We start from the raw sequence: 23,900 nt of genomic DNA on the forward strand, positions 1-23,900 counted from the left end.
CTGGAGCCATGGAGCCCACGCGTGCTGTTCGACCGTTCGAGGTCGTCAGCGAGTATCAGCCGAGCGGCGATCAGCCGGCCGCGATCGCCGAACTCGCGCACCGGGTGACGGCGGGCGAGAGCGATATCGTGCTGCTCGGCGCCACCGGAACCGGCAAGTCGGCGACGACGGCCTGGCTCATCGAGCAAGTCCAGCGCCCCACGCTCGTGCTCGCGCACAACAAGACGCTCGCGGCGCAGCTCGCGAACGAGTTCCGCGAACTCATGCCGAACAACGCGGTCGAATACTTCGTCAGCTACTACGACTACTACCAGCCCGAGGCCTACGTTCCGCAGTCCGACACCTTCATCGAAAAGGACTCGTCGATCAACGCCGAGGTCGAGCGACTGCGGCACTCGACGACGAACTCGCTGCTGAGCCGTCGCGATGTCGTCGTCGTCTCGACGGTGTCGTGCATCTACGGGCTCGGCGCCGCCGAAGAGTACCTGGGCGCGATGACGGCGCTACAGGTTGGAGAACACATCTCGCGTGATCGCCTGGTGCGCCGTTTCATCAACATGCAGTACGAGCGCAACGACATCGACTTCAGCCGCGGCAAGTTCCGCGTGCGCGGCGACACGATCGAGATCATTCCCGTCTACGAAGAGCATGCCGTGCGCATCGAGATGTTCGGCGATGAGATCGAGGCGCTCTACGCCCTGCACCCGCTGACCGGCGAGGTGCTGCAGAAGATGGATGCGGTCTCCGTCTTCCCAGCGACCCACTACGCGGCGAGCACCGAGGCGATGCAACGCGCCATCGGAACGATCCGCGAGGAACTCGCCGAGCGTCTCGACGAGTTCGAAAAGCAGGGGAAGCTGCTCGAGGCGCAGCGCATCCGCATGCGCACGAGCTTCGACCTCGAGATGATGGAGCAGATCGGCTTCTGCAACGGCATCGAGAACTACTCGCGCCACATCGACGGCCGGCAGCCGGGCCAGCCGCCGAACACGTTGCTCGACTACTTCCCCGACGACTTTCTCGTCGTGATCGATGAGTCGCACCAGACCGTGCCGCAGATCGGCGCGATGTATGAGGGAGACGCGAGCCGCAAGCGCACCCTCGTCGACCACGGCTTCCGACTGCCGAGCGCCCTCGACAACCGGCCGCTGCGCTGGGAGGAGTTCCTCGAGCGCGTCGGGCAGAAGGTCTACCTCTCCGCGACGCCCGGCCGGTATGAGCTGGGCGTGGCCGACGGCGTCGTCGAGCAGATCATTCGACCCACCGGTCTGGTCGATCCCGAGATCGTGGTCAAGCCGAGCGCCGGCCAGATCGACGATCTGCTGGAAGAGATCCAGGTGCGGGCCGAGCGCGACGAGCGCGTGCTCGTCACGACCTTGACCAAGAAGATGGCCGAAGAACTCACCGCCTTCCTCGACGAGCACGGTGTCCGCGTGCGCTACCTGCACTCCGACGTCGATACGCTGCGTCGCGTCGAGCTGCTGACCGAGCTTCGAGCGGGCGTTTACGACGTGCTCGTCGGCATCAACCTCCTGCGTGAGGGGCTCGACCTGCCGGAGGTCTCGCTCGTCGCGATTCTCGACGCCGACAAGGAGGGATTCCTGCGCTCCTCGACCTCGCTCATCCAGACCATCGGGCGCGCGGCGCGCAACGTGGGCGGGCAGGTGCACATGTACGCCGACAACCTGACCGATTCGATGAAGCGGGCGCTCGAGGAAACCGACCGGCGTCGCGAGAAGCAGGTCGCCTACAACCTTGAGCACGGGATCGACCCGCAGCCGCTGCGGAAGAAGATTGCCGACATCACCGCGGTGCTCGCGCGCGAGGGCGCCGACACGGCGAAGCTGCTCGCCGAGCGCGGCGGAAAGAAGCGTTCCCCCACCCCGAACCTGCGCCGCGAAGGCGTGGGCGCCGCCGGCGCCGCCGAGCTCGAGTCGATCATCTCCGATCTCAACGACCAGATGCTGCAGGCCGCCGCCGAGCTGAAGTTCGAGCTCGCCGCGCGGCTGCGCGACGAACTCGGCGACCTCAAGAAGGAGCTGCGGCAGATGGAGGCGGCGGGGCACGTGCGATGAGCGCCCCCGCTCGGTGCCGACGACAAGGCGGTTTCGCCGTGGGCGTGCGCCCACGACGAGCGCAATGACGGCAGCGCTCCGTAGACTCGCGGGGTGTCGATTTCTGCCGTGCCCGCAAAAGCCTCCCAGAACTCCGTTCTGAGCGTTCGAGGTGCGCGAGTCCACAATCTGAAGAACGTCGACCTGGAGATTCCGCGCGATTCCCTCGTGGTCTTCACGGGGCTCTCCGGTTCCGGCAAGTCCAGCCTCGCCTTCGACACCATCTTCGCCGAGGGGCAGCGCCGCTACGTCGAGTCGCTCTCCTCGTATGCCCGGCAGTTCCTCGGCCAGGTCGATCGGCCCGACGTCGACTTCATCGAAGGCTTGAGCCCGGCCGTCTCGATCGACCAGAAGTCGACCAACCGCAACCCGCGGTCCACCGTCGGCACCATCACCGAGATCTACGACTACATGCGCCTGCTCTGGGCGCGCATCGGCATTCCGCACTGTCCCGAGTGCGGGGAGCGCATCCAGCGGCAGACGGTGCAGCAGATCGCCGACCAGCTGATGGAGCTCGAAACCGGCACGCGCTACCAGGTGCTCGCGCCGGTGGTCAGCCAGAAGAAGGGCGAATTCGTCGACCTGTTCGCCGAACTGGCGGCGAGCGGGTACTCGCGCGCCGTCGTCGACGGCGACATGGTCCAGCTCACTGAACCGCCGACGCTCAAGAAGTCGTACAAGCACGACATCTCGGTCGTCGTCGACCGGCTCGTCGCCTCCGATGAGCTGCTGACGCGGCTGACCGATTCGCTCGAGACGGCACTCCGGCTGACCGACGGGATCGTGATGATCGATTTCGTCGACGTCGAAGGCGCGGGAGGCATTCGCACCTTCAGCGAGAAGCTCTCCTGCCCCAATCAGCACCCGATCCAGCTGACCGAGATCGAACCGCGCACCTTCTCCTTCAACGCGCCCTTCGGCGCCTGCCCCGAATGCTCGGGCCTCGGCACCAAGATGAGCGTCGACTCCGAACTGCTCATCGGCGACCCCGAGCTGACGCTCAACGAGGGCGTCATCCTGCCGTGGAACCAGGGCGGAAAGGGCCTCTACAGCTACTTCCAACGCCTCCTGGAGGGCCTGGCCCGCGATCTCGACTTCTCGCTGGACACGCCCTGGGGCGAGTTGAGCGAGGAGGTGCAAACCGCGATCCTGCGCGGCAACGACTTCGAAGTCTCGGTGCAGTGGCGCAACCGCTTCGGCCGCACCATGAAGTATTCGACCGGTTTCGAAGGCGTCATGCCCTACATCGAACGCAAGTACCACGAGGCCGAGTCCGACTGGTCACAGCAGCGCTACGGGGAGTACCTGCGCGAGATCCCGTGCCCGGTCTGCGACGGCAAGCGGCTGAAGCCCGAGATCCTTGCGGTGCAGGTGGCCGGCAGCAGCATCTCCGACGTCGCCGAGTTGAGCCTTCAGGAGTCGTACGAGTTCATGGCCGAGCTCTCGCTCACCGAGCGGGAGGCGCGCATCGCCGCCCAGGTGCTGCGCGAGATCCGCGTGCGCCTGGAGTTCCTGCTCGAGGTCGGTCTCGGCTATCTGACGATGGCCCGCGCGGCCGGCAGCCTCTCCGGCGGTGAGGCGCAGCGCATCCGGCTCGCGACCCAGATCGGATCCGGGCTCACCGGCGTGCTCTACGTGCTCGACGAACCGAGCATCGGCCTGCACCAGCGCGACAACCGACGACTGATCGACACCCTCGTCAAACTCAAGAACCTCGGCAACACGCTGATCGTCGTCGAGCACGACGAAGACACGATCCGTACCGCCGACTGGATCGTCGACATCGGTCCGGGCGCGGGGGAGCACGGCGGCGAGGTGGTGCACTCCGGCGGCTACGACGAGCTGCTCGCCAACCGTCGCTCGATCACGGGCGACTACGTCGCCGGCCGCCGGTCGATCGCGGTGCCCGTCGAGCGTCGCACGATCGACCCGGCACGCGTCATCACGGTCGAAGGCGCACGCGCCAACAATCTCAAGGATGTGACGGTCGAGTTCCCGCTCGGCGTCTTCGTCGCCGTGACCGGCGTCTCGGGCTCCGGCAAGTCGAGCCTGGTCAACGACATCCTCTACAAGGTGCTCGCGAACCAGTTGAACGGCGCCAAGCAGGTGCCCGGCAAGCACAAGCGTGTGCTCGGGCTCGACCAACTCGACAAGGTCGTGCACGTCGACCAGGCGCCGATCGGGCGCACGCCGCGCTCGAACCCGGCCACCTACACGGGCGTCTTCGACCGCATCCGCGCGCTGTTCGCCGAGACGATCGAGGCGAAGGCCCGCGGCTATCAACAGGGCCGATTCAGTTTCAACGTCAAGGGCGGGCGCTGCGAGAACTGCTCCGGCGACGGCACCATCAAGATCGAGATGAACTTCCTCCCCGACGTCTATGTGGCGTGCGAGGTCTGCGAGGGCGCACGGTACAACCGCGACACCCTGCAGGTGCACTACAAGGGCAAGAACATCGCCGAAGTGCTCGAGATGCCGATCAGCGAAGCGGCCGAGTTCTTCGAGCCGATCACCGCCATCCACCGCTATCTGAAGACACTCGTCGACGTCGGGCTCGGCTACGTGCGACTCGGCCAGAGCGCCACGACGCTCTCCGGCGGCGAGGCGCAGCGCGTCAAGCTCGCGACCGAGCTGCAGAAGCGGTCCAACGGGCGCAGCGTCTACGTGCTCGACGAGCCGACGACCGGGTTGCACTTCGAAGATGTGCGCAAGCTCTTGCTCGTGCTCGACGGGCTCGTCGACAAGGGCAACACGGTCATCGTGATCGAACACAATCTGGACGTGATCAAGAGCGCCGATTGGCTGATCGACCTGGGACCCGAGGGCGGCGCGGGCGGCGGCGGCGTGCTCGCCGTCGGGACGCCCGAACACCTCGCCACCGTCGACGAGAGCCACACCGGACTCTTCCTGCGCGAGCTCTTCGAGGCCGAACGCGGGGCGGGTGGCCGGAAGGCCGGCTGATGGCCGCCCCGGTTTCGCGACCGCCGCGCGCCGACACCCTCGCCTGGCGACCCAAGCCGAGCGAGATCCCCACCGGCCCCGGCGTCTACCGTTTTCGGGACGGCACGGGACGCGTGCTCTATGTCGGTAAGGCGATCAACCTCCGCGCCCGCCTCGCCAACTACTTTCAACCGCTCAAGAGCCTTCACGAGCGCACCCGGCACATGGTGCTCTCGGCCGCGAGCGTCGAATGGACCAGCGTCGGAAGCGACGTCGAGGCGCTCCAGCTCGAGTACAGCTGGATCAAGGAGTATGCGCCGCCGTTCAACATCAAGTTCCGCGACGACAAGACCTACCCGCTGATGGCGATCACGCTCGCCGACGAGGCACCGCGCGTCATGGTCACCCGCAACGATCGGATCCCCGGCGCCAAGTACTTCGGTCCGTACCCGAAGGTGTGGGCGGTGCGCGAGACGATCGACGAGATGGTGCGGGCCTTCCCGATTCGGACCTGTTCGGATGCGAGCTACAAGCGAGCCATGCAGACCGGTCGCTCGTGTTTTCCCGGCCAGATCGGCCGCTGCGGGGGACCGTGCTCGCAGCGCGTGACGGTGGCCGAGCACCGGAAGATCGTCGACCAGTTCATCGCGTTCATGTCCAGCCACGATCGACGGTTCATCGCCGAGCTGGAGAAGCAGATGGCGGCCGCCTCGGCGGAACTCGACTTCGAGCACGCCGCGGTGCTGCGCGACCGCATCCACGCACTCCAGAACGTTCTCGAAAAGAGCGCCGTCGTGCTGCCGGGAGCGCCCGACGCGGACGTGTTCGGCATCGACCACGATGAACTCGCCGCCGCCGTGCAGCAGTTCATGATCCGGGGTGGGCGCGTGCGCGGCGTGCGCTCGTGGGTCGTCGACAAGGAGCTCGACGTGCCGCTCGATGAGCTCGTCGAGTCGGTGCTCGAGCGCGCCTACGACCGCGACGAGCCGCCCAAGGAGGTCGTGGTGCCCGCGCTCCCCGTCGACGCGCCCGCCCTGGAGACCTGGCTCACCGGCCGGCGTGCGAAAGGCCGCGTGTCGGTGCGCACGGCGCAGCGCGGCGATCGGGCCGCCGTGCTCGAGACAGCGACCCTCAACGCGCGCCAGGCGCTCGCGCTGTACAAGTCGCGCCGCAGCGCCGACTACGTGGCCCGCACCACCGCGCTCAACGAGCTGGCGGAGGCGCTCGGGCTCGCCGAGGCTCCGCTGCGGATCGAGTGCTACGACGTGTCGCACCTGGGTGGCACCGGGATCGTCGCGTCCATGGTGGTGTTCGAGGACGGACTGCCCAAAAAGAGCGACTACCGCAAGTTCTCGATCGCCGAGTACGCGGACGACACCGCCGCACTCGCCCAGGTGATGCGCCGCCGACTGGCCCGGCTCGACGATGACCCCTCCGGCGTCGAGACCGAGGGGGAGTCGCCGCGACGCCGATTCGCCTACCGTCCCGGACTCCTGCTGGTCGACGGCGGACAGCCGCAGGTCGCGGCGGTCGCGCGCGTGCTCGACGAACTCGGAATCGATGACATCCCGGTGGTCGGCATCGCCAAGCGCCTCGAAGAGCTCTGGCAGCCCGGGAGCGACTTCCCGGTGATCCTGCCGCGCAACAGCGAGGCGCTGTTCCTGGTGCAGCGACTCCGGGACGAGGCGCACCGATTCGCCATCACGTTCCAGCGCCAGAAGCGGAAAGCCAGCGTGTCGTCGACGCTCACCGACATCCCCGGACTCGGCCCGGCGCGGGTGAAGGAGCTGCTCGCGCACTTCGGCTCCGTCTCCCGGCTGCGCGGCGCCAGCGCCGACGAGGTCGCCGAGGTCCGCGGAATCGGACCCGCCCTGGCCGCGTCGATCGTCGCTAGGCTGAACCCACCCGAGGGAAAGCAGCCCAGCGCATGACCGATACCCGAGCCGAGCGCGAGATCCTTCTCGTCACCGGCATGTCCGGCGCGGGCAGGTCCACGGTCGGCAACGCACTGGAAGACCTCGGCTGGTACGTCGTAGACAACCTGCCGCCGCAGATGCTGCGCCCGCTCGTCGAGCTCGCCGAGCACACCGGGGAGGCGATTCCCCGGGTGGCGGCGGTCGTCGACATTCGCGGCGGCAAGCTCTTCGCCGACGTCGAAGCGGCGCTGGAGCTCCTGCGCGGCTCGGCGGCGGTCCGTGTCGTCTTCCTCGATGCCACCGACGCGGTGCTCGTGCGCCGCTTCGAGCAGGTTCGCCGTCCGCATCCGCTCCAAGGGCAGGGGACGCTCCTCGACGGGATCGCCGAAGAGCGTCGCCGAGTGCAGGCGCTGCGCGCGGCGAGCGACCTGATCATCGACACCTCGGACCTCAACATCCACGAGCTGTCTCGCGTGGTCAACGATCACTTCGGCGACGCCGCCAGCAAAGAGACGCGCGTGACCATCATGAGCTTCGGCTACAAGTACGGGCTCCCGCCCGACGCCGACCTGGTGGCCGACTGCCGCTTCCTGCCGAACCCGTTCTGGATCCCGGAGTTGCGTCCGCACACCGGCCAAGACGCCGAGGTGCGAAACTACGTCCTCGGCCAGCCCGATGCGGATACATTCATCTCGGCATATCTGACGGCGTTGGGCCCCGTGCTCACGGGGTACCGTAAGGAGAACAAAAGACACGCGACGATCGCCATCGGCTGTACCGGTGGAAAGCACCGCTCGGTGGCCGTCGCTGAAGAACTCGCTCGACGCATGAACGCCCTGCCCGGCGTTGCGGTCAGCGTGAAGCACCGCGACCTCGGTCGCGAATAGAAGACGAAGGGCATCCGGTGGCACTGACCTCCGACGTGAAAGAAGAACTCACGGCCGTCGAACTCGGCAAGACGACCGTTCGAGCCGCCGAGCTGACGGCACTGCTGCGCTTTGCCGGCGGCCTGCACATCATCTCCAACCGCATCGCGGTCGAGGCCGAAGTCGACTCCCCGCAGATCGCGCGACGCATCCGCAAAGATCTCGCCGAGCTCTACGGGATCCGCAGCGACGTCTCGGTGATCTCCGGCAGCAACGCGCGGCGATCCAACAGCTATCTCGTCCGCGTCATGGAGGGCGGCGACACGCTCGCCCGCCAGACCGGCCTTCTCGACGCGCGTCGTCGTCCCGTGCGCGGCCTCCCCAACCGGCTCACCACCGGCTCGCGCGAAGAACTCGCGGCGATCTGGCGTGGTGCGTTCCTCGCGGCAGGTTCGCTGTCCGACCCGGGGCGGTCGGCCGCCCTCGAGATCTCGTGCCCGGGCAACGAGTCGGCCATGGCGCTCGTCGGTGCCGCGGGCCGACTCGGGATCTCCGCCAAGGCGCGCGAGGTGCGCGGCGTGCACCGCGTCATCGTGCGCGAGACCGAAGCGATCGCCGAAATGCTGCGCGCGATCGGCGCCGAGAAGACGCTGGGGGACTGGGAGGCGCTGCGACAGCGACGCGAAGTGCGGGCGACCGCCAACCGGCTCGTCAACTTCGACGACGCCAACCTGCGCCGCTCCGCCCAGGCAGCCGTCGCCGCCTGCGCCCGCGTGGAGCGCGCGCTCGAGATCCTCGGCGACGACGTGCCGGAGCACCTGCGCTACGCGGGCGAACTGCGACTGAACCACCGCGACGCGAGCCTCGACGAGCTCGGCCACCACGCCGATCCGCCGATGACGAAGGACGCCGTCGCTGGACGCATCCGACGCCTCTTGGCGATGGCCGATAAGTCGGCGAGCGACCGGGGCATCCCGGGCACCGAATTTGGCGTCCCGGCCGAGCTCGCCGACTGAGCCACCGGCGCCGAACGTTGCGGCGCTGACCTGCGCCCACCGGCGCGCAACCCTAGACTGGAATCGTCACTCGGGCGCGGAATCTGCGCCCCCGGAGACCGAACGCGAGGAGAGACAACCGATGGCCGTGTACACGCTTCCCGAACTTCCCTACGACTACGCAGCCCTGGAGCCGCACATCAGCGCGCGCATCATGGAGCTTCACCACGACAAGCACCACGCCGCGTATGTGGCCGGCGCGAACACGGCGCTCGAGCAGCTCGCCGAGGCCCGCGACTCGGGCAACTTCGGTTCGATCCCGAAGCTCGAAAAGGACCTCGCCTTCCACCTCGGCGGCCACATCAACCACTCCATCTTCTGGAAGAACCTGTCGCCGAACGGCGGCGACAAGCCGACCGGTGAGCTGGCGGCAGCGATCGACGAGTTCTTCGGCTCGTTCGACAAGTTCGTCGCGCACTTCACGGCCGCGGCGATGAGCCTGCAGGGCTCCGGTTGGGCCGTCCTCGCCTGGGATCCGGTGGGCTCGCGCCTCCTGATCCACCAGCTCTTCGACCAGCAGGGCAACACCCCGCTCGGCGTCATTCCGATCCTCCAGCTCGATATGTGGGAGCACGCCTTCTACCTCGACTACGTCAACGTCAAGGCGGACTACGTGAAGGCCTTCTGGAACATCGCCAACTGGGCCGACGCGGGCGCACGCTTCGAAAGCGCGCGCAAGACCGGCGACGGGCTCCTGCTACTGTCGTAGAGGTCCCGTGCGGGGAGTTCCGGCCCCCCGCACGCACCCGATTTACCCCACCACAACCACCACAAAACCGGATGCGCGTGCGCGCGCTGCAGCTAGGAGACCCAGTGTCCGTCAAGATCGGTATCAACGGATTCGGCCGCATCGGCCGCAACTTCTTCCGCGCCGCCCTCGCCAAGGGCAGCGACATCGAGATCGTCGCCGTCAACGACCTCACCGACAACAAGTCGCTTGCCCACCTCCTCAAGTACGACACCATCACCGGCCGTCTGGACGCCACGGTGGAGTACGACGAGACGCAGATCATCGTGAACGGCAAGGCCATCAAGGTCTTCGAAGAGCGTGACCCCGCGAACCTGCCCTGGGGCGAGCTCGGCGTCGACATCGTGATCGAGTCGACCGGCCGCTTCACCAAGTCGTCGGATGCCGCGAAGCACGTTGCCGCCGGCGCCAAGAAGGTCATCGTGTCGGCCCCGGCCTCGGGCGACGACGTCGCCACGCTCGTGCTCGGCGTCAACGAGGACAGCTACGACCCCGCCGTGCACACGATCATCTCGAACGCGTCCTGCACGACGAACTGCCTCGCGCCGCTCGCCAAGGTGTTCATGGACAACTTCGGCATCGAGCGCGGCCTGATGACCACGGTGCACGCCTACACGGCCGACCAGAACCTTCAGGACGGCCCCCACGGCGACCTCCGCCGTGCGCGCGCCGCGGCCGCGAACATCATCCCGACCTCGACCGGTGCCGCGAAGGCGCTCGGCCTGGTCATCCCGGAGCTCGTCGGCAAGCTCGACGGCTACGCGCTGCGCGTCCCAGTGATCACCGGATCGATCACCGACCTCACGCTCACGGCGACGAAGTCGGTCACGGTCGAGGAGATCAACGCCGCGTACAAGGCGGCCGCCGAGGGTCCGCTCAAGGGCATCCTCAAGTACACCGAGGACGAGATCGTCTCCAGCGACATCGTCGGCGACCCGCACTCCTCGATCTTCGACGCCGGCCTCACCAAGGTGATCGGCGACCAGGTCAAGGTCGCGTCGTGGTACGACAACGAGTGGGGCTACTCGAACCGACTCGTCGACGTCACCGAGTTCGTCGCCGCGCGTCTCTAAGACACAAGGACACGACACCATGGCGCTCCGCACCATCGAGAGCCTCGGTGAGCTCTCCGGCAAGGTCGTTCTGCTTCGCTGCGACCTCAACGTTCCTCTCACAGACGGTGTGATCGGCGACGACGGGCGCATCCGCGCGTCGTTGCCGACCATCAACGCGCTGCTGCACTCCGGTGCGACGGTCGTCGCGATGTCGCACCTCGGACGGCCGGACGGCGAACCGAATCCCGCGTACAGCCTGGCGCCCGTCGCGCAGCGCATGAGCGAGTTGTTGGGTTGCCCCGTGGTCTTCTCGGGCGACACCTTCGGGCCGGGTGCGGTCGAGGCGATCTCGAGCCTCAGCGAGCCCGGCGTCGTTCTGCTGGAGAACCTCCGCTTCCACGCGGGGGAGACGAGCAAGGACGCGGCGGAGCGCGCGGAGTTCGCGGCCAAGCTCGCGGCGCTCGGCGATGTCGTCGTCGAAGACGGTTTCGGAGTCGTGCACCGCAAGCAGGCGAGCGTGTTCGAGCTCGCCGAGCAGCTTCCGAGTGCCGCGGGAACGCTGATCGCGGCCGAGCTGGATGTGCTGGAGCGCCTCACGAGCAAGCCGGAGCGGCCCTACGCGGTCGTTCTGGGCGGCTCCAAGGTGTCCGACAAGCTCGGTGTCATCGGTCACCTCCTGCCGCGCGTGGACACGCTGCTGATCGGCGGCGGCATGCTGTTCACCTTCCTCGCAGCGCTTGGCCACAAGGTCGGCTCGAGCCTGCTGGAAGCCGATCAGATCGAGACCGTGCGCGGCTACCTCGCCGAAGCCGAGAAGCGCGGTGTGGAGATCGTCCTTCCGACGGATGTCGTGGTCGCCTCGACGTTCGGCGCCGACGCGGAGCACGTCGTGGCTCCCGCCGACGGGATCGAGGACACGCCCTTCGGCGCGAGCGGATTGGGCCTGGACATCGGCCCGGAGACCGCTGCGAAGTTCGCGGAGATCATCGCGGGCTCGAAGACGGTCTTCTGGAACGGCCCGATGGGCGTGTTCGAGTTGGCGCCGTTCGCGGCCGGCACCCGCGCGGTCGGCGAGTCGTTGACCGCGGTCGACGGACTGAGCGTCGTCGGCGGGGGAGACTCCGCGGCCGCCATCCGCCAACTCGGGTTCCGTGACGAGCAGTTCGGTCACGTGTCGACCGGCGGAGGCGCAAGTCTTGAATTCCTGGAGGGCAAGCAGCTCCCGGGCCTGGAAGTTCTCGGATGGGAGCAGCACTGATGGCTAGCCGTACCCCGCTCATCGCGGGCAACTGGAAGATGAACCTCGATCACCTGCAGTCGATCGCGTTCGTCCAGAAGCTCGCCTGGACGCTCAAGGATGCGGGCCACGACTTCGGCGCGGTCGAGGTGGCGGTGTTCCCGCCGTTCACCGACCTGCGTTCGGTGCAGACCCTGATCGGTGCCGACGACCTGCCGATCAAGTTCGGCGGCCAGGACCTGTCGCGGTTCGACAACGGTGCGTACACCGGCGAGATCTCCGGTGCGTTCCTCGCGGCCCTCGATGCCGAGTACGTGATCGTCGGACACTCCGAGCGCCGCCAGTACCACGGCGAGACCGACGAACAACTCGCCGAGAAGGTCGCCGCGGCGCACCGTCACGGGCTCGTTCCGATCCTGTGCGTGGGCGAGACCGCCGAAGACCTGGAGCAGCACGGACCGAGCGCCGTTCCCGTGGCCCAGATGCGCGCGGCTCTCGCCGGCGCCGCGAAGGGCAAGGAGATCGTCATCGCCTACGAGCCCGTCTGGGCGATCGGCTCCGGCCAGGCCGCGACCAGTGACCAGGCCCAGCAAGTGTGCGCCGCCTTGCGGGTCGCGCTCGCTGAAGAGCTGGGAGACGAGGTCGCGCAGGCGACGCGCATCCTCTACGGCGGCTCCGTCAAGTCGGGAAACATCGCTGGCTTCATGCGCGAGGCCGACGTGGACGGCGCTCTCGTCGGCGGGGCGAGCCTTCAGCTCGAGGAGTTCGCGAGCATCGTGCGCTTCCAGAAGCACGTCGGCCTGTAGACCAGCCGATATACTGACCCCCGGCCGAGTTTCGGCATCGAAAGGTTTCGCGTGGAATTTCTGACAGTCGCCGTGCAGGTCGTGCTGGGTATCACCAGCCTGCTCTTGACGCTCCTGATCCTGTTGCACCGCGGTCGCGGTGGCGGCCTCTCCGACATGTTCGGAGGCGGCGTGACGTCGAACCTCGGCTCATCGGGTGTCGCCGAGCGCAACCTCAACCGCATCACGGTCATCCTCGCGCTGGTCTGGGTCGCGAGCATCGTCGTGCTCGGCCTCATCATCAAGTTCGACACCGGCGCCTGAGTCACCGGGCCCGACCACTCACTTCACAACGGAGGCATCATGGCATCTGGCGGTAGCGCGATTCGAGGATCCCGCGTCGGATCCGGTCCGATGGGCGAGCAGGACCGCGGGTATCACGCGGACCGCGTCGCGATCTCGTACTGGGATGCTCTCGGCAACGAGACGGTGCGGCACTTCGCGGCGAATCTCCCCGATGAAGAGATCCCCGAGACGATCGACTGCCCCGCATCGGGACTGCCGGCCGGTCGCGACAAGGCGAACCCGCCCGCGGTCTCCAAGATGGAGCCGTACAAGACTCACCTGGCCTACGTCAAGGAGCGTCGCAGCGAGGACGAGGCGAAGCAGATTCTCGACGACGCGGTGCAGCAGTTGCGCGAGCGCCGCGGAACCGCCGCCGCATCCTGAACTGAGCCACCTCGGCGTCGCAGCGTTCGCTGCGGCGCCGTCTCAGTTCGCGGGCAGGTCGTGCGCCGCGGTCCAGTAAGAGTTCGGCGCGATGAGCGCCTCCGGGACCTCCGCCGCCGCGTCCCGGTCGACGAAGAACACGGTGCGCTTTCGCCCTTCGGCGCCGGCTGCCGGAACATCGTTGATGCTCGCGCCCGCGAGCGTCAAGCCCAGAGCACCGGCCTTGTCGGCGCCGGCGAGCACCAGCCAAATGCGGTCCGAGGCGTTGAGCACGGGCAGGGTGAGCGTGAGCCGCTCCGACGGCGGCTTGGGGGAGTCGGTCTCGGCGAGGACGACGCGGTCGGTGTCGTGCACCGCCGCGTGATCGGGAAACAGCGAGGCGATGTGACCGTCCGGGCCCACGCCGAGGAAGGTGACATCGAACCGCGGGAAACGCCGCCCCTCGGGCGCCGCCTCCGCAAGCACCGTCTCGAAGTACTCCGCGGCCGCGTGGATGTCGTCGTGTTCGCCCGGTGCCGGAAAGCTCTTGATCTGCGACTCGTCGAGGGGCAGGTGGTCCAGGAGCGCGTCGCGCGACTGGGTCTCGTTGCGCTCGGCATCGCCGCGCGGAAGGTAGCGCTCGTCGCCCCACCAGAACGTGATCCGACTCCAGTCGACACTGTCGCGCGCGGGGGACGAGTTGATCGCCGCGAGAACCGCGGCTCCCATCGTGCCGCCCGTGAGGCAGACGTGGGCGAACTCCTGCTCTTCGATCACGTCGATGATCTTGGTGATGAAGCGCGCCGCCACACTGCCCGCAAGTGACGACTTGTCGGGGTGGACGAGAACTCGCCGTTCGTTGGTCATAGAGTCTGCCTCACTTGCCACGGGACGACGTCGCGTCGTGCGCGATCGCGTCCATGTGTCCGATTCCTTGCGTGAGGACCTCTCCGTAGAGGTCATCGGGGTCGAGCCTACGCAATTCCTCGGCGAGGCAATCGCGCAGGTTGCGGCGCGGCAGCGAAATGTCGTGAGTCGGCTGGTTCGGCTGACTGAGCGTGGCGACGTTCGGCTGTCCGCGCTCGAGCACGACGTCTCCGGATGCGCGCTCCAACGTGACGCCGTGGATGCCGCTGGATCCGTGTGAGTGGTTGCTCATCTCGAGCGCGACATCGACCTTGAGCTGAAGCCCCAGCCATGCAGCGAGCAGGGATGTCGACGCCGAGTCCGCCGCGCCGCTCACCGAGACGGCCGTGACCGGCTCGTAGGGCGGTTGGTCGAGCACCGCGGCCAGCTGGGCGCGCCAGAGCGTGAGACGGGTCCAGGCGAAGTCGGTGTCGCCGGGACCGTAGTTGCGAGCGAGCATCGTCATCGACTCGAGCGGACTGCCTGCCGCCGCGGAGTCGGTGATGCGCCGCTGGGCGATCCGTCCGAGGGGAGACTTCGCGGGGTTCTCGGGGTGCGCGGTGGGCCACCAGACGACGACGGGGGCGTCCGGCAGCAGGAGGCTCGTTACGAGTCCCTCCTCGTCGCCGCCGACCGCGCCGTAGGCGCGCAGCACGACGACCTCGCTCGCCCCGGCGTCGCCGCCCACGCGAATCTGGCCGTCGAGGCGGGCTTCTTCGTCGTCCGGGTTCTCGCTGCGCGACAGCACGATGACACGCATCGGATGCTCACGGGAGGCGTCGTTCGCCGCCTCGATCGCTTCCTCCTCCGCGCCGTGGACGGCCGCGATGACGAGCGTGAGAACGCGGCCCAGGGCGACGGCGCCGCCCTCTTCACGGATCTTGACGAGAGCCTTCGACACCTGGCTGGTGGTCGTGGCGGGCAGATCGACGATCACGGGCGTCTCCAGACTCGGCCGTCGCGGGCCAATAGCTCATCCGCCGAAGACGGGCCCCAGGTTCCCGGCCGGTACTGCTCCGGTTGCCCCTGGGTGGCCCAGTACTCCTCGATCGGGTCGAGAATCTTCCAGCTGAGTTCAACTTCTTCGTGGCGCGGGAACAACGGCGGGTCACCCAGCAGCACGTCGAGAATGAGGCGTTCGTAGGCTTCCGGGCTCGCCTCGGTGAAGGCATGGCCGTAGCCGAAGTCCATCGTGACGTCGCGCACCTGCATCCCCGCGCCGGGGACCTTGGAGCCGAAGCGAATCGTCACGCCCTCGTCCGGCTGGACGCGGATCACGAGCGCGTTCTGGCCGAGTGCGCTCGTCTGGCTCTCTGCAAACAGGTACTGCGGCGCGCGCTTGAACACGACGGCGATCTCGGTGACCCGACGGCCCAGTCGCTTCCCGGCGCGCAAATAGAACGGCACCCCCGCCCACCGGCGCGTGTTGATGTCGAGGCGCATCGCCGCAAAGGTCTCGGTGACCGAGTCGGGGTTCATGCCGTCCTCGTCGAGGAAGCCCGGCACGCGTTCGCCGCCCTGCCACCCGCTCGAATACTGACCACGTGCCGTCGCCGCCCCGAGGTCCTTCGGCAGACGAACCGCCGACAGCACCTTCTCCTTCTCCGCGCGCAGGTCGGCGGCGTCGAAGGACACCGGCTCCTCCATTGCGGTCAGGGCGAGCAACTGCAGCAAGTGGTTCTGGATCACATCGCGAGCGGCACCGATGCCGTCGTAGTAGCCGGCTCGACCGCCGACCCCGATGTCCTCGGCCATCGTGATCTGCACGTGGTCGACGTAGTTCGCATTCCAGATCGGTTCGTAGAGCTGGTTGGCAAATCGCAGCGCCAGGATGTTCTGGACGGTCTCCTTGCCGAGGTAGTGGTCGATGCGGAACACGCTGTCGGGCGGGAAGACCGACTCGACGACGTCGTTCAACTCGCGCGCCGTCGTCAGGTCGGACCCGAACGGCTTCTCGATGACGACGCGACGCCACTGCCCGTCGACCTGCTCGGCGAGGCCTGAACGGCGCAACTGCTCGGTGACGAGGGGGAACGACTTCGGCGGAATCGACAGGTAGAAGGCGTGGTTGCCCATCGTGCCGCGGTGCGCATCGAGGTCTTCGATCGTCGCCTTGAGCCGGTCGAAGGCCGCATCGTCGTCGAAGTCACCCTGGACGAAGCGGATGCCCTGGCTGAGCTGGCGCCAGACGTCCTCATCGAAGGGCGTCCGCGCGTACTGCTTGACCGCGTCGTGGACCTCTTTCTCGAAGTCCTCGTCCGCCCACTCGCGCCGAGCGAAACCGACGAGCGCGAAGCCCGGCGGCAAGAGCCCTCGGTTGGCGAGATCGTAGACGGCGGGCATCAACTTCTTGCGTGACAGGTCTCCCGTGACACCGAAGATGACCAGTCCGCTCGGACCGGCGATTCGATTGAGGCGGCGATCCGACGCCAACCGGAGTGGGTTGAAGTCCGGCGTGATCTCGACAGGCATGCGTGTTCCTTGACGTTCGGTCGGGGAGGGGTCAGCCGATCGCGGCGCGCAGCGCCACGGCCGCACTCGCCACGTCGTCGATCGTGAGCGACAGCACCGGCCGACCGTGCTCGGCCAGAACGCTCGCGTCACCGACCGCCTGCGCCTGAATGAGCTGGCCGAAGGTGAACGGGCGATCCGGGATCTCAAGGTCGGTCGCGGTCGTGCCGACGATCTGCAAGAACACGCCGATCGCGGGTCCGCCCTTGTGGAACTGGCCGGTGGAGTGCAGGAACCGCGGTCCCCAGCCGAAGGTCACGGGGCGACCGGCGCGTGCGGCGAGCAGCGCCCGCAGCTCTTCGAGCTCCGGATAGGCGATGCGGTCGAGGTACGCCTGAATCGAGAGGTAGCCGTCCGCCGGGAGCGACGCGAGGAGCGCGTCGATCGCCCCGGAGAGCGTCGTTCCCTCGATCGCGAGCGGGCCGGAGGTGCGCACCTCGATGCCGTCCACGACGAAGGCCGGCTCGGTCGGTTCGGGACGCGCGTCGAGCAATGCGCGGGCGGCGACCTTCGCCGACTCGACGTCGGGCTGGTTGAAGGGATCGATCGCGAGCAGCCGACCGGCAACCGCGGTGGCGTACTCCCAGACCAGAATCTGGCCGCCGAGACTGCCCGAGATCTCGATCTCGCCCTCGAGCACCTCGCGCGTGGCGCGCGCATCGGCGACGAGACGCACGATCTGGAGGTCGGGGAGGTCCATCGACAGCTCGGGAGCATCCGTCTCGAGCACAACCGGCAACAGGCCGGTGCCGCTCTTGCCCGTCGACTCGGCGATGAGCTGCTCGGCCCAGTCCGCGAATCCGACGATGTGGGTGCCGTCGGCGACGATGCCCAGCTTGTTCTTGAGCGGGCGCGTTCCCGCGATCGCGGCCCCCAGGACGAGTCCCGGGTTGCTCGCGGAGTCGAGGGCGAGCTCGAGCGAGACCGCCTCCGCTTCATCCAGCAGCTGCTGGATGTCGACGCCGGCCAGGCCGCTCGGAACGAGACCGAACGCGGTGAGGGCCGAGAACCGACCGCCGACGTTCGGGTCGGCGTTGAAGACGCGGTAGCCCGTCTCGCGGGCCGAGACATCGAGCGGCGAACCCGGGTCGGTCACGATCACGATGCGCGAGATCGGGTCGATCCCGGCGTCGCGGAACGCCTGCTCGTAGGCGCGGCGCTGGCTGTCGGTCTCGACGGTCGAGCCCGACTTCGACGAGATCACGACGGCGGTGCGTGCCAGACGATCGCTGATCGCCGCGCGCACCTGCGCCGGGTCGGTCGAGTCGAGCACGGTGAGGGCGACGCCGTAGGTCTTGGTAATGACCTCGGGTGCGAGCGACGAGCCGCCCATTCCGCCGAGCACGATGTGGTCGATGCCGTTCGCACGCAGCGAGTCGCGCAGGGCGAGGATGTCATCGACAAGCGGCGTCGAAAGCGCGACCGCTTCGGTCCACCCCAACCGGATCGCGGCCTCGGCCTCGGCCTCGGGGCCCCAGAGCGTCGCATCAAGCGAGGTGATTCCGCTCGCGACCCCGTCCGCGACGAGCTGCGGCACAACGCGCGCAACAGCTTCGGCCGCCGCGCCCGTGGCGTGGACCGTGACGGTCACTTCGAGGCCTCCAGCGCCGCCGTGACGGTGTCGAGGAGTTCGTTCCAGGAGACGATGAACTTCTCGACGCCCTCCTTCTCGAGCAGCGCCGTGACGTCGTCATAGTCGACGCCGACGGCGGCCAGCTGGTCGAGGACCTGCTGCGCCTCGCCGTACGAGACGGTCACCCGGTCGCCCTCGATGACGCCGTGGTCGAAGGTCGCCTCGAGCGTCTTCTCCGGCATCGTGTTCACGACGCCAGCCACTGCGAGCTCGGTGACGTAGAGCGTGTCCGGGAGTTCGGGGCTCTTGACGCCGGTCGAGGCCCAGAGCGGACGCTGCTTATTGGCCCCGGCCGCGAGCAGCGCCTGGGCGCGCTCGGTCGCGAACTGCTGCTCGAAGAGCTGGTAGGCAAGCTGCGCGTTGGCCACACCCGCCTTGCTCTTCAGCGCGATCGCCTCGGGAGTGCCGATCGCCTCAAGCCGCGAGTCGATCTCGGTGTCGACGCGCGACACGAAGAACGAGGCGACCGACTCGATCGTCGACAGGTCGATGCCCGCCGCCTTCGCCTTCTCGAGACCGGCGAGGTACGCCTCGATGACGGCCTGGTGACGCGCGAGGCTGAAGATCAGCGTCACGTTGACGCTGATGCCCGCGCCGATGACCTCCGTGATGGCCTCGAGACCGGCGATCGTGGCGGGGATCTTGATCATCGCGTTGGGGCGGTCGACCTTGGCCCACAGCCGCTTCGCCTCGGCGATCGTCCCCGCGGCGTCGTGGGCGAGATCCGGTGCCACCTCGATCGACACGCGGCCGTCGACGCCGTTCGTGGCGTCGTAGACCGGACGGAAGATGTCGGATGCCGCTTGCACGTCATCCGTGGTGATCTCGAAGACCGCCTCCGACACGCTCGCGCCCGCCGCCGCGAGGCTGGCGACCTGCGCGTCGTAGGCCTCACCCTTGGCGAGGGCCGCGGCGAAGATCGTCGGGTTCGTGGTGACCCCGACGACGTTGCGCTCGGCCATGAGCTTCTGCAGGCCGCCGGTCGAGATGCGTTCGCGCGAGAGGTCGTCGAGCCAGATGCTGACGCCGACCTCGGAGAGCTGAGCGGTGGGGGAGGTGTTGACTGCCATGAGCGTGATCTTCCGTGTGTGGTGAAAAAGTGGTGGACCGGAACGGTGTCAGTTGCTCGCGGCCGCGAGCGACTCCTTGGCGGCCGCGATGGTCGCCTCGGTGGTGATGCCGAACTCTCGGTAGAGCGTCTTGTAGTCGGCCGAGGCGCCGAAGTGCTCGATCGAGACCGAGCGTCCGGCGTCGCCGAGGTACGGTGCCCAGGTGAGCGCGAGGCCCGCCTCGACCGACACGCGGGCCTGGACGCTGGCCGGCAGCACCGACTCGCGGTACTCCGCACTCTGCTCTTCGAACCACTCCTGGCACGGCACCGAAACGACCCGAGCCTGGATGCCGTCCTCGGCGAGCGCGGCGCGAGCCTCGACCGCGAACTGAACCTCGGATCCGGAGGCGAGGAGGATGACGTCGGGGGTGCCGTTCGGCGCCTCCGCGAGCACGTAGGCGCCCTTGCTGACAAGCGCTGCCGAGGCGAAACTCTCGCCCGAGGCCGCACCCTCGCCACGCTCGAAGACCGGCAGGTTCTGGCGGCTGAGCACGATGCCGGCCGGCGCGTTGCGACGCTCCAGGATCGTCGTCCAGGCGATGCCGACCTCGTTGGCGTCGGCGGGGCGAACCACGTCGAGACCGGGAATGGCGCGCAGCGTCGTGAGCTGCTCGACCGGCTGGTGCGTCGGGCCGTCCTCGCCGAGGGCGACCGAGTCGTGGGTCCAGACGAAGATCGACGGCACCTGCATGAGCGCGGCGAGACGAACCGCCGGACGCATGTAGTCGCTGAAGATCAGGAACGTTCCGCCGAAGGCGCGCGTCTTGCCGTGGAGCACGATGCCGTTCAGGATCGAGCCCATCGCGTGCTCACGAATTCCGAAGTGCAGCACACGGCCGTAGGGGTCACCCGTCCATTCGTGCGTCGAGTGCTCGGCGGGCACGAACGACTTCGCCCCACCGATCGTCGTGTTGTTCGACTCGGCGAGGTCGGCGGAGCCGCCCCACAGCTCGGGAACGACGGCGCCGAGCGCCGTGATGACCTTGCCGCTCGCGGCGCGGGTCGAGACCTCGGTGCCGGCCTCGAAGCTCGGCAGTGCCTCGGCGACGCCCTCGGGCAGTTCGCCACGCTCAAGGCGCTCCAGCAGAGCCTTGCGCTCGGGGTTGGCGGCGGCCCAGGCGTCGAACCCGCGCTGCCATTCGGCGTGGGCAGCTGCCCCGCGTTCGGCGAGCTTGCGCGTGTGGGCGATGACCTCATCCGAGACCTCGAAGGTCTTCTCGGGGTCGAAGCCGAGTACCTGCTTGACGGCGGCGAGCTCGTCGGCACCGAGCGCCGAACCGTGGATCTTGCCGGTGTTCTGCTTCTTGGGGCTCGGCCAGCCGATGATGGTCTTCAGGATGATGAGCGACGGCTTGTCGGTCTCAGCCTTCGCTTCCTCGATTGCCGCGTAGAGCGCGTGCACGTCCTCGACGTACTCGCCGGTCTTCTTCCAATCAACCGTGAGCACCTGCCAGCCGTAGGCCTCGTAGCGTTTCGCCACGTCCTCGCTAAACGCGATCTGCGTGTCGTCCTCGATCGAGATCTGGTTCGAGTCGTAGATCGCGATCAGGTTGCCGAGCTTTTGGTGCCCGGCGAGCGGTGCCGACTCGGCGGTCACACCCTCCTGGATATCGCCGTCGCCGGCGACCACGTAGACGAAGTGGTCGAACGGGCTGGTACCCGCCGCCGCCTCCGGGTCGAATAGACCGCGCTCGTAGCGCGCCGCGTAGGCGAAGCCGACGGCGGAGGCGAGGCCCTGGCCGAGCGGACCGGTGGTGATCTCGACGCCGTCGGTGTGTCCGTACTCCGGGTGACCGGGAGTCTTCGAGCCCCAGGTGCGCAGCGCCTTGAGATCGTCGAGCTCGAGGCCCTCGCCGCCCAGGTAGAGCTGGACGTACTGGGTGAGCGAGGAATGACCCGCCGACAGGATGAACCGGTCGCGGCCGAGCCAGCTGTGGTCCTTCGGGTCGCGGCGCATCACCTTCTGGAAGAGCAGGTACGCAGCCGGCGCGAGGCTCATCGCCGTACCCGGGTGGCCGTTGCCGACCTTCTCGACCGCGTCGGCGGCGAGGATCCGAGCGGTGTCGACGGCCTTCGCGTCGAGTTCATCCCAGGAGAGTGGTGCCACGAGGTGTAGACCTTTCGATAACCGGGCAGGAGGCAGAAGCTCCTGCAGTGCAGGTTCCACCGACCGACATCGTTGGCGCACCGCGGCAACCGGCACCCACGGTCACGATGTGTGGGGAGTCCGGCTCGCGGCCAGGGAACGCTACGAGTATAGGGAATCGCCCTGGTCGACGCGTCGGGACCGGGTGGGAGCGCGCCCGGCGCCGAAGCTTCGCCGCCGGGTCGGACGGTCACCGCGGCGTCGCTTAGACTGAACCGGCCGAACCACCATCCGAGGAGCTATGTCCGGAGCCGTCGACACGTCCGCTGTGAACGCCGAGCGGACCGCTGACCCGCGGCGCATCGGGGTCGTGCAGAAGATCAAGGCGTACGTCGCGCTGACCAAGCCGCGCGTCATCGAGCTGCTGCTCGTGACGACGGCGCCCGTGATGGTGCTGGCCGCCCAAGGCATCCCGAACCTGTGGCTCGTGCTCGCCACGCTCGTCGGCGGCTCGCTCTCTGCCGGCAGCGCGAACGCGTTCAACTGCTACCTTGACCGCGACATCGACCGGGTGATGAAGCGCACCCAGAAGCGTCCCCTGGTGACGGGCGAGTTGAGCGATCGCGAGGCGCTCGTCTTCGCCTGGGTCACGGGCGTCGTCTCGATCGCCTGGCTCTGGGTGTTCACCACCTGGCTCGCCGCCGTGCTCTCGCTCGCGGCGATCCTGTTCTACGTCCTCGTCTACACGCTCGTGCTCAAGCGCCGCACGCCGCAGAACATCGTCTGGGGCGGCGCAGCCGGATGCATGCCCGTGCTGATCGGCTGGGCGGCGGTAACCGGCTCCCTCGACTGGGCTCCCGTGATCCTGTTCGGCATCGTCTTCCTGTGGACGCCGCCGCACTACTGGCCGCTGTCGATGCGCTACCGCGCCGACTACGCATCCGTCTCGGTTCCGATGCTCGCCGTGGTGCGCGGACGCACCGTGGTCGGACTCCAGATCGTGCTCTACGCGTGGGCCACCGTCGCCTGCTCGCTCCTGCTCATCCCGATCGCCCCGATGGGCGCCCTGTACGCCGTAGCGGCCACGCTCGCCGGTGCCTGGTTCGTGCTCGAGTCGCACCGTCTCTACTCGCGGGCGATCCGCGACGGAGAGGTGCAGCCGATGCGCGTCTTCCACGCCTCGATCACCTACCTGACGGTGGTCTTCCTCGCCGTGGGGCTCGACCCGCTGCTCTTCCTGCCGGTCTTCTGAGCCCCCGACCGGCGGACGTCACCCGCGCGGGCGACGCAACCGCGTGCTGGCGACCGTGAAGGCGGCCGCCGCGAGCGCCGCGAGCACCATGTGGGCGCCGACGGCGAGTTCCGGAAGTCCCGTGCGGGCCTGATACAGCCCCACCGCGATCTGGACAACCTCGACGGCAAGAAGGACGAGCATCCAGCGCAGCGGCGCCAAGCGGCCGCGCCACGCGGCCACCACGAGCACGAGCGTGAGCGCGAGCAGGGTGTACCCCGGCCACGAGTGGAAGTGCGAGAGCAGCTCCGCGTCGAAGCCGTTGCGTCCCGCCTCGGAATCGCCCGAGTGCGGTCCGGCGCCGGTCGTGAGCACGCCGACGAAGATCGTGACGGCGAGCGCCAGCCCTGTCAGCCGCGACACCATCGCGTACCAGCGCGGCACGGCGAGTTCGCGCGGGCCGGGCGTCTGGTTGCGACGCGCGAGGAACGCGGCCGCCACCGCGACGAGCGCGACCGAGGCGATGTAGTGGAACCCCACGATGAAGGGGTTCAGCCCGGTGAGCACGGTGATTCCGCCGACGATCGCCTGCGCCACGACGCCGCCGAGCACCACGAGGGCGAGGACGAACAGGTCGCGGCGTTCGCGACGCATCCGCCACACCAGCACCACCACCGCGAGCGCGAGGATGCCGACAAGTCCGGTGAGCGTGCGGTTGCCGAACTCGATCACGCCGTGGATGCCCATCTCCGGCGTCGACACCAGCGACTCCGCGGTGCACGTCGGCCAGGTCGGGCAGCCGAGCCCGGAGCCGGTGAGACGCACCGCACCCCCGGTCGCGATGATGAGCACCTCGGCCACGAACGAGGCCCAGGCGGCAACGCGCAGGCGCGTGTCGTCCACGCTCGTCGGCAACCATCCGCGACCGCGGCTCGAAGGCTTCAGGGTGGACGAGTTGCCGAGTGTCACGGGCGAGGAGCCTTTCGAATCCGAGATGC

At 68.1% G+C, this 23,900-nt stretch carries 19 protein-coding genes; 12 read left to right on the forward strand and 7 right to left on the reverse strand.

Annotation, left to right across the window (positions count from 1 at the left end; translation table 11 throughout):
- Window positions 1-8 precede the first annotated feature (8 nt).
- The 11 genes from uvrB to QZ258_RS03365 all read left to right on the forward strand — a co-directional run bounded on the left by uvrB (window position 9) and on the right by QZ258_RS03365 (window position 13,445).
- On the forward strand, window positions 9-2,075 hold the full coding sequence (gene uvrB / locus QZ258_RS03315) for an excinuclease ABC subunit UvrB (protein WP_294178985.1): 2,067 nt from the start codon (window positions 9-11) through the stop codon (window positions 2,073-2,075).
- A 93-nt stretch (window positions 2,076-2,168) separates the two neighbouring features.
- Window positions 2,169-5,075 (forward strand): excinuclease ABC subunit UvrA, encoded by a 2,907-nt coding sequence (gene uvrA / locus QZ258_RS03320; RefSeq protein WP_294178987.1) that lies wholly within the window; start codon window positions 2,169-2,171, stop codon window positions 5,073-5,075.
- Window positions 5,075-6,985: an excinuclease ABC subunit UvrC gene (gene uvrC, locus QZ258_RS03325; protein ID WP_294178989.1), complete on the forward strand. Its 1,911-nt coding sequence runs from the start codon at window positions 5,075-5,077 to the stop codon at window positions 6,983-6,985. The genes uvrA and uvrC overlap by 1 nt, the downstream gene beginning before the upstream one ends.
- Complete coding sequence (rapZ, locus tag QZ258_RS03330) at window positions 6,982-7,857, forward strand: RNase adapter RapZ (RefSeq protein ID WP_294178991.1); 876 nt, start codon at window positions 6,982-6,984, stop codon at window positions 7,855-7,857. Before uvrC ends, rapZ begins: the two co-directional genes overlap by 4 nt.
- Before the next feature lie 17 nt (window positions 7,858-7,874).
- Window positions 7,875-8,852, forward strand: coding sequence for a DNA-binding protein WhiA (whiA, locus tag QZ258_RS03335; protein WP_294178993.1), 978 nt, complete (start codon window positions 7,875-7,877; stop codon window positions 8,850-8,852).
- A 121-nt stretch (window positions 8,853-8,973) separates the two neighbouring features.
- The gene (locus QZ258_RS03340) at window positions 8,974-9,600 is read left to right on the forward strand and encodes a superoxide dismutase (RefSeq protein WP_294178995.1); all 627 of its coding nucleotides are present in this window, start codon (window positions 8,974-8,976) and stop codon (window positions 9,598-9,600) included.
- A 104-nt stretch (window positions 9,601-9,704) separates the two neighbouring features.
- A complete protein-coding gene (gene gap, locus QZ258_RS03345; RefSeq protein WP_294178997.1) occupies window positions 9,705-10,712 on the forward strand; it encodes a type I glyceraldehyde-3-phosphate dehydrogenase in 1,008 nt (335 codons plus the stop codon).
- A gap of 19 nt (window positions 10,713-10,731) precedes the next feature.
- Window positions 10,732-11,952 (forward strand): phosphoglycerate kinase, encoded by a 1,221-nt coding sequence (locus QZ258_RS03350; RefSeq protein WP_294179000.1) that lies wholly within the window; start codon window positions 10,732-10,734, stop codon window positions 11,950-11,952.
- Entirely contained in the window at window positions 11,937-12,737 is an 801-nt protein-coding gene (tpiA, locus tag QZ258_RS03355) for a triose-phosphate isomerase (RefSeq protein ID WP_294179002.1), read from the forward strand. The genes QZ258_RS03350 and tpiA overlap by 16 nt, the downstream gene beginning before the upstream one ends.
- A gap of 51 nt (window positions 12,738-12,788) precedes the next feature.
- Window positions 12,789-13,040, forward strand: a complete 252-nt coding sequence (gene secG, locus QZ258_RS03360) for a preprotein translocase subunit SecG (RefSeq protein WP_294179003.1) — start codon at window positions 12,789-12,791, stop codon at window positions 13,038-13,040.
- A 39-nt stretch (window positions 13,041-13,079) separates the two neighbouring features.
- Window positions 13,080-13,445 carry an RNA polymerase-binding protein RbpA gene (locus QZ258_RS03365; protein WP_294179006.1) on the forward strand — a complete coding sequence of 122 codons (366 nt, stop codon included), beginning with the start codon at window positions 13,080-13,082 and terminating at the stop codon, window positions 13,443-13,445.
- Between the two features lie 42 nt (window positions 13,446-13,487).
- On the opposite strand, the gene pgl is transcribed toward QZ258_RS03365, so the two are convergent.
- Genes pgl through tkt form a run of 6 tightly spaced genes read right to left on the reverse strand, consistent with a single transcriptional unit; the run spans window position 13,488 to window position 21,692 of the window.
- Window positions 13,488-14,291, reverse strand: a complete 804-nt coding sequence (pgl, locus tag QZ258_RS03370; protein WP_294179008.1) for a 6-phosphogluconolactonase — start codon at window positions 14,289-14,291, stop codon at window positions 13,488-13,490.
- A 10-nt stretch (window positions 14,292-14,301) separates the two neighbouring features.
- Complete coding sequence (locus QZ258_RS03375) at window positions 14,302-15,267, reverse strand: glucose-6-phosphate dehydrogenase assembly protein OpcA (RefSeq protein ID WP_294179009.1); 966 nt, start codon at window positions 15,265-15,267, stop codon at window positions 14,302-14,304.
- Window positions 15,264-16,802 (reverse strand): glucose-6-phosphate dehydrogenase, encoded by a 1,539-nt coding sequence (gene zwf / locus QZ258_RS03380; protein WP_294179011.1) that lies wholly within the window; start codon window positions 16,800-16,802, stop codon window positions 15,264-15,266. Before zwf ends, QZ258_RS03375 begins: the two co-directional genes overlap by 4 nt.
- A gap of 31 nt (window positions 16,803-16,833) precedes the next feature.
- Window positions 16,834-18,432, reverse strand: coding sequence for a glucose-6-phosphate isomerase (locus QZ258_RS03385; RefSeq protein WP_294179013.1), 1,599 nt, complete (start codon window positions 18,430-18,432; stop codon window positions 16,834-16,836).
- Entirely contained in the window at window positions 18,429-19,544 is a 1,116-nt protein-coding gene (tal, locus tag QZ258_RS03390; protein WP_294179015.1) for a transaldolase, read from the reverse strand. Before tal ends, QZ258_RS03385 begins: the two co-directional genes overlap by 4 nt.
- A gap of 48 nt (window positions 19,545-19,592) precedes the next feature.
- Window positions 19,593-21,692, reverse strand: coding sequence for a transketolase (gene tkt, locus QZ258_RS03395; RefSeq protein WP_294179016.1), 2,100 nt, complete (start codon window positions 21,690-21,692; stop codon window positions 19,593-19,595).
- A gap of 280 nt (window positions 21,693-21,972) precedes the next feature.
- Between tkt and QZ258_RS03400 the strand changes: the two genes are divergently transcribed.
- Window positions 21,973-22,923, forward strand: a complete 951-nt coding sequence (locus tag QZ258_RS03400) for a heme o synthase (protein ID WP_294179018.1) — start codon at window positions 21,973-21,975, stop codon at window positions 22,921-22,923.
- A gap of 18 nt (window positions 22,924-22,941) precedes the next feature.
- Here the strand turns inward: QZ258_RS03400 and QZ258_RS03405 are convergent, their stop codons facing one another.
- Window positions 22,942-23,871: a COX15/CtaA family protein gene (locus QZ258_RS03405; RefSeq protein ID WP_363181931.1), complete on the reverse strand. Its 930-nt coding sequence runs from the start codon at window positions 23,869-23,871 to the stop codon at window positions 22,942-22,944.
- Between the last annotated feature and the right edge of the window lie 29 nt (window positions 23,872-23,900).

This window comes from uncultured Schumannella sp., from assembly GCF_905479755.1.
Taxonomy (GTDB): Bacteria; Actinomycetota; Actinomycetes; order Actinomycetales; family Microbacteriaceae; genus DCRR01.